Source organism: Nostoc sp. EspVER01, from assembly GCF_034530635.1.
Taxonomy (GTDB): Bacteria; Cyanobacteriota; Cyanobacteriia; order Cyanobacteriales; family Nostocaceae; genus Nostoc.
Genome location: NZ_JAVRCS010000058.1, coordinates 21,684 through 27,683 on the forward strand (window position 1 = coordinate 21,684; position 6,000 = coordinate 27,683).

The 6,000-nt window shown below is 39.5% G+C and carries 7 protein-coding genes; 5 read left to right on the top strand and 2 right to left on the bottom strand.

The window, feature by feature from the left end; all coding sequences use genetic code 11:
- Nucleotides 1-3 precede the first annotated feature (3 nt).
- Nucleotides 4-600, top strand: a complete 597-nt coding sequence (ureG, locus tag RMX69_RS27870; RefSeq protein ID WP_322639358.1) for an urease accessory protein UreG — start codon at nt 4-6, stop codon at nt 598-600.
- Between the two features lie 214 nt (nt 601-814).
- Here the strand turns inward: ureG and RMX69_RS27875 are convergent, their stop codons facing one another.
- Complete coding sequence (locus tag RMX69_RS27875; RefSeq protein ID WP_289798656.1) at nt 815-2,680, bottom strand: ABC transporter ATP-binding protein; 1,866 nt, start codon at nt 2,678-2,680, stop codon at nt 815-817.
- Nucleotides 2,681-3,199: 519 nt separating this feature from the next.
- Nucleotides 3,200-3,427: a hypothetical protein gene (locus RMX69_RS27880; RefSeq protein ID WP_322639359.1), complete on the bottom strand. Its 228-nt coding sequence runs from the start codon at nt 3,425-3,427 to the stop codon at nt 3,200-3,202.
- Between the two features lie 223 nt (nt 3,428-3,650).
- Here RMX69_RS27880 and RMX69_RS27885 point away from each other — a divergent pair, with 223 nt between their 5' ends.
- The 4 genes from RMX69_RS27885 (at nt 3,651) to RMX69_RS27900 (ending at nt 5,955) form a co-directional block, all read left to right on the top strand.
- Complete coding sequence (locus RMX69_RS27885) at nt 3,651-4,940, top strand: NACHT domain-containing protein (RefSeq protein ID WP_322639360.1); 1,290 nt, start codon at nt 3,651-3,653, stop codon at nt 4,938-4,940.
- A gap of 22 nt (nt 4,941-4,962) precedes the next feature.
- The gene (locus RMX69_RS27890) at nt 4,963-5,202 is read left to right on the top strand and encodes a hypothetical protein (RefSeq protein ID WP_322639361.1); all 240 of its coding nucleotides are present in this window, start codon (nt 4,963-4,965) and stop codon (nt 5,200-5,202) included.
- Between the two features lie 338 nt (nt 5,203-5,540).
- Nucleotides 5,541-5,771, top strand: coding sequence for a hypothetical protein (locus tag RMX69_RS27895; protein ID WP_099100473.1), 231 nt, complete (start codon nt 5,541-5,543; stop codon nt 5,769-5,771).
- Complete coding sequence (locus tag RMX69_RS27900; RefSeq protein WP_322639363.1) at nt 5,752-5,955, top strand: type II toxin-antitoxin system mRNA interferase toxin, RelE/StbE family; 204 nt, start codon at nt 5,752-5,754, stop codon at nt 5,953-5,955. The genes RMX69_RS27895 and RMX69_RS27900 overlap by 20 nt, the downstream gene beginning before the upstream one ends.
- Nucleotides 5,956-6,000: the final 45 nt, after the last annotated feature.

Below are 6,000 nucleotides of genomic sequence, written 5' to 3' on the forward strand. Positions count from 1 at the left end.
AAAATGAATGCATTTAGAGTGGGGGTTGCGGGGCCGGTGGGTTCGGGGAAGACGGCTTTGGTGGATGCTTTGTGCAAGGGATTGCGTGAGCAATATCAGATTGCGGTGGTGACGAATGATATTTATACTCAAGAGGATGCTCAGTTTTTAGTGCGTTCTCAGGCGTTGGCTAGCGATCGCATTTTGGGTGTAGAGACTGGTGGTTGTCCTCATACTGCTATCCGCGAAGATGCTTCGATGAATTTGGCGGCAATTGAACAATTGGAAGAACGTTTTATCGATTTGAATTTGGTATTTTTGGAAAGTGGCGGCGATAATTTAGCTGCAACTTTTAGCCCCGAATTGGTGGATTTAACGATTTACGTAATCGATGTTGCGGCTGGTGATAAAATTCCCCGCAAGGGTGGCCCCGGCATTACTAAGTCTGATTTGTTGGTGATTAACAAAATTGATTTAGCACCATACGTTGGTGCAGATTTAAGTGTGATGGAACGAGATGCTAAAAAAATGCGCGGTGATAAACCTTTTATTTTTACTAATTTAAAAACTCAGTCTGGACTTGCAGATGTAATTAACTTTGTTTGCACAAATATCAGTTAAAAAGAATTTTATAACCCAATAGGGTTCAGTTAAGCATTGTTTTCCTCTCTCTGTTCCCTCTGTGCCTCTGCGGTTCGTTAAAAAAATTGACTTTGATAAAGAGTTTTAGCCTTAAATGAACCGTATTGTTTTATAACCCACGAAAAATTAGATCCCCGACTTTTTTGAGAAGTCGGGGATCTGGACAATGCGAATTTGTTTATAACCGCCCTTTCTATAAAGCCCGTAGATGCCGACTTCGCACCCGTTCTGCACTACCAGTAGGAATCGCAGCAATTAATTTTTGCGTGTATTCCTCTTTGGGTTTTTGGTAAATGCTTTCGGCTGTACCTTCTTCAACAATTTGACCGCGATTCATCACTAAAATGCGATCGCTCATAAATTTCACTACACTTAAATCGTGAGAAATAAAAATATAAGTAAGCTGAAAGTCTGACTGTAACTCTTTAAGAAGATTTAATACCTGCGCCTGTACAGAAACATCCAGCGCTGAAACTGATTCATCGCAGATGATAAACTTAGGATTCAATGCCAAAGAACGGGCTATGCAAATCCGTTGGCGTTGACCGCCGGAAAACTGATGCGGATAGCGGTTAATCGCATCTGCACTCAACCCCACTCGTTCTAAGAGTTCGACTACTCGCTGGCGTCGTTGTTGCTTGCTTTTGCCAACAGCGTGAATTAACAATGGTTCCATCACCGCATCGCCAACCTTCATGCGGGGGTCGAGGGAACTGAAAGGGTTTTGAAAGACTATTTGCATTTCTCGCCGCAGTTTTTGCAATGCTTCTCCTTTGAGGCTAGTAATATCTTGTTTCTCAAAGATAATCTGACCACTCATCGGTTCAATTAATCGCAGCAAGGTTCTACCAAGGGTGGTTTTACCACAACCAGATTCTCCCACCAAACCTAGTGTTTCCCCTGGTTTAACATCAAAAGAAACGCCATTAACTGCCATATTGTAGCGTTTTGTCCCACCAAACACCCCGCGCACCGGAAAACCAACTTTCAGGTTGCGGATTTGCAGCAGGGGTTCCTTTTGATTAAAGTTTGCCAATCTTGCAGCAATCTCTTCAGTGGTGATTTCTGCGGGTTGTGCGGGTTCTTTCGCCTGAATTACTACTTGTCCCGTTGGTGTCTCTTCTGCACTCATATAGTCAGAAACGGTGAGTAATTTTTGGGGACGGCGGTTGAGTGTGGGGCGACAAGCTATCAAACCTTTAGTATATGGATGTTGGGGAGTGCTAAAAATTTGCCCAGAAGTACCAGATTCGACAACTTTACCTTTATACATCACCGCTACTTGGTCGGCAATTTCTGAAATTAGCCCTAAGTCGTGGGTGATGAAAATCATTGCCATGTCACGACTTTGCTGCAATTCTCGCAACAAGTCCAAAATAGTCGCTTGCACCGTCACATCCAAGGCTGTGGTTGGTTCATCAGCAATTAAAATTAATGGGTTGCAAGAAATTGCCATTGCAATCATTACCCGTTGCAACTGACCCCCAGAAAGTTCATGGGGGTAGCGTTCCAGCATGGCTTCTTTGTGTTCTTTAACCAACTGTGCCAACTTTGATGGTTCTAGTTTCGATGAAGTTTCGGTATACTGCTGTTGGATCTCCTCATCGCTAGGTAGAAGTTTAACCTCTTGCAGACCTGCGATCGCAATTTGTCGTGCTTGGGCGGCTGACACATTTTGATGTCGCACAATCGCCTCTGTTAGCTGAAACCCAATGTTATAAACTGGATTGAGCGAACTCATCGGTTCTTGAAAAATCATGGCGATGTCGCCACCCCGGTGTAACTGCATTTGCTCAGGAGGCAATTTTACCAAATCGATGGGGTCGCCATTCTCCTGCGGACGAAACCAGATTTCACCGCCAGTAACTATACCGGGAGTCTGCAACAAACCCATCACAGCTAGGGCTGTCACTGATTTTCCACTCCCCGATTCTCCTACGATTCCTAGAGTTTCACCTCGATGCAGCCCAAAGGAAATACCATCCAAAGCTCTGACAGTATTGCCATCACCGGGAAATTCAACTTGGAGATTGCGAACCTCTAGGACAGTTTCTCTCATAGGAGTTGGGTAGGAATTCTAACTTAAAATTATTTGGATTTTAACAATAGTTTCGATGTATATGTAAGTAAATTTGGTTTTTACACTCATTGGCGGTTTCTCACATACTTCCACAATATACACGCATTTGCAATGTAGAACTGCTTGCGATCTCTGCAAATTGCGATCGGTTCTTGCTATCCTCGCTTTTCAGAGTTCCAGTCTTTACATAACAGCATAAGCACAGAAAGTTGCCACCACGAACAAAACAGCCAGGAGAGCAAATCCGTAAATTGCTTAAGGAGCGTCGCCAGTCTGCAATGTTAAGTCATGCTTTTGCAGTGCTTGTTCTCGTTTTTCGGATTTGACATCTCCAGTGAGCATTGCCATAGAACAGCAGTATTTTATAAATCGTCATTAATTTTATCTTGCACCACCATCTTCTTGCCAAAATCAAAGTCTAAAAACATGATTATTGTATAGGGTGGGCAATGCCCACTCTACCTGATCAACAATAGTGCAAGATGTTAGTTATTCTAGCTAATTTTCTGAGTCGGATTTGTTGGCCTTAGTGGAGTCGGAACGCCCACCTAACAAACCGAAAATAGCTCCAGTTCCCATCAGCCAAGTGTTTTGTGTAGTTTCAAACATTCCTTTTTGGGGTTTAGTAGGCGTGGGTTGGCTGGCAAGCCAGAGAGATGTACCACCTGACAGGAGAGTAATACCAACAACTGTTAGAAAGATAAGCTTGAAGCTAGTAGGTTTCATAATTACAATTACTTCGTTAAACTTTGACTATCTTCAGTTTCCTACTCAGATGTCCGTTACTCTGACTGAGGTTGTCCGCGTATCTGTCCGACTTTGCAACTGAGTTCGTATTTCTTACAACAATCGTGATAAAAATTCTGACATTGATGATTTAGTTACAAAAGTCAGAAGGAAGAGACGGAGTAGCATCCAAAAGTTGTACGGCACTATGCGCGTGCTGGATATGGATCAACCTATTGGGTTAGAAGAGGTATATACAAATGTTAATATCCTTGAAAGAATTATTAGCCGTCGTCGTCTAGGTCTTTCAGACTTGCAACAGAATTGTAATCAAGTTAATTTTGATCGATTTGGTCTTGGAAGGATATCTGAAAAACGGGTAATTGGCACTAAAGCTGTAGAAAAATATTCAAAATTAGTAGTTTTAGGTAAGCCAGGAGCAGGTAAAACCACTTTTTTGAAATATTTAATAATTCGATGCAATTTAGGTGATTTTCAAGCTGATAAAGTTCCTATTTTTATTACTTTAAAAGATTTTACTGAAACGGATCAACTATCGGTAAAGCTTGGTGCTGAGAACTCTAAAGAATACCCAAGTTTATTAGATTATATTTTTTTACAATTTGCCAAAAATAATGTTACTTCTGATCAGGTAGAAAACATATTAACCCAAGGTAGAGGATTGATATTACTTGATGGATTAGATGAAGTTAGAGAGGAAGATTCTAGTAGAATTATCAAACAGATTAAAGATTTTTCTGAGCAATTCAATACTAATTGGTTTGTTATAACTTGCCGTATTGGAGCAAAAGAATATGTATTTGAACATTTTACAGAAGTAGAAGTTGCAGATTTTGATATAAATCAAATATGTACTTTTGCAAAAAAGTTGTTCCAAATTAAAGATGTAATTAAAGTTGATAAGTTTATTCAAAAACTGAAAGGAAATGAACCAATACAAGAATTAGCAACTAGTCCTCTCTTGCTGACATTACTATGTTTAGTTTTTGGGGAAAAAGCAGATTTTCCTTCTAATCGTTCAGAACTTTATAAAGAGGGTTTAGATATTCTTTTGAAAAAATGGGATGCAAAACGTAATATTGAACGGGATAAAATATATGAGCAATTATCCTTGCAGCGTAAAGAAGACCTACTCAGCCAAATTGCAAGGCTCACTTTTGAGAGAGGTGACTATTTCTTTAAACAAAAAGAACTAGAACAATATATTGCTGACTATATTCAGAATTTGCCCGAAGCAAAACTTGATCCAGAAGCTCTTAGACTAGATAGCGAAGCAATACTAAAATCCATTGAAGCTCAACATGGATTGTTAACTGAACGCGCACGCGGAATTTACTCGTTTTCCCATTTAACATTTCATGAGTATTTCACCGCACGAGAGATAGTTCTTGGGTTAGAACCTTTAGAAAAAGCTTTAAAGGATTTAAGTAGCCATTTCATCGAACCTCGTTGGCGTGAAGTTTTTTTTGTTAACTGTAGGGATGCTTCGTAATGCAGATTATTTGTTGAGTTTAATGAAACGAAATATTGATAGTCTTATAGAGAATGATGAAGATTTACAAAACTTTTTAAACTGGATAAGCCAAAAGTCTCATAAAGTAGGCTCTTTCTATAAACCATCCGCTGTTCGAGCCTTTTATCTCGCATTTGATCTTGCGCGTGCATTGTCTCTTGAACGAGTAACTAATCAAATTATAGATTTTGCTAAACAGCTTGCTACAGACTTAATTTTTGAAGAAACTATAATATACTGATGTTTGATTTTAGACTAAAATCAAACATACAATCCAAAATCAAAAATTCTCAGTTTAAGTTAACTTAAATAACCTGCTAATACTAAGAATTATTGGCAGTAAATCCTTAAACCCATCCCCTCTCTTGATAGACATCTCCAAATCCAGCATCATAGTCAATGCCTTAGCTAATAGCGATCGCTAATCCCTGCTTCTACCCTCCAGAAACATTTGCCCTTACTGCGGGTGTATTATATCATATTCTTGCCAAAATTGACCAAATGTAAGAAGCTGAGGCTTTGGATTTAGAGATTAAAATAGAGTTAGTAAAGGTAGGATTTACTTGATTAGGAGGTTCTATGATGACTTTACAAGAAATTATTAATTCTATTGAAAGTTTGCCCACAGAAGATCGAGAGTATTTATTTGAGTTTCTTCGCCAGCAACGAATTGAGAATCGGCGGGTTGAAATTTTGGCTAATGCTCAGGAAGTAATGCAGGCTTTTAAGGATGGGACAGCTCATAGGGGAAGCGTTGATGATTTGATCGCTGATTTACTCGGAGATGATGATGGAAGTTGTCTGGAGTAGCGGATTTAAGCGCTCTTTTAGGAAGATTACAAAGAAAAACCCGCAATTAAAGAATCAAATTGTTAATGTATTAAGGCTTTTGGCAGATGATCCATTTACACCGTCTTTGAAGTCTCATAAGTTAACAGGACATTTAGCGGGTTTGTGGTCTTGTTCTGTTGCTTATGATTGTAGAATTAAGTAGGTCAACCAAAAAAAACGTAAGATAGATAGAGTGCAGAAATCAAGT

Excerpts from the sequence above, each read along its gene's own strand:
- RMX69_RS27900 (WP_322639363.1), top strand. The coding sequence starts at position 5,752 with ATGGAAGTTGTCTGGAGTAGCGGATTTAAGCGCTCTTTTAGGAAGATT.
- RMX69_RS27895 (WP_099100473.1), top strand. The coding sequence starts at position 5,541 with ATGATGACTTTACAAGAAATTATTAATTCTATTGAAAGTTTGCCCACA.
- RMX69_RS27880 (WP_322639359.1), bottom strand. The coding sequence starts at position 3,427 with ATGAAACCTACTAGCTTCAAGCTTATCTTTCTAACAGTTGTTGGTATT.
- RMX69_RS27875 (WP_289798656.1), bottom strand. The coding sequence starts at position 2,680 with ATGAGAGAAACTGTCCTAGAGGTTCGCAATCTCCAAGTTGAATTTCCC.
- RMX69_RS27890 (WP_322639361.1), top strand. The coding sequence starts at position 4,963 with ATGAAACGAAATATTGATAGTCTTATAGAGAATGATGAAGATTTACAA.
- RMX69_RS27885 (WP_322639360.1), top strand. The coding sequence starts at position 3,651 with ATGGATCAACCTATTGGGTTAGAAGAGGTATATACAAATGTTAATATC.
- ureG (WP_322639358.1), top strand. The coding sequence starts at position 4 with ATGAATGCATTTAGAGTGGGGGTTGCGGGGCCGGTGGGTTCGGGGAAG.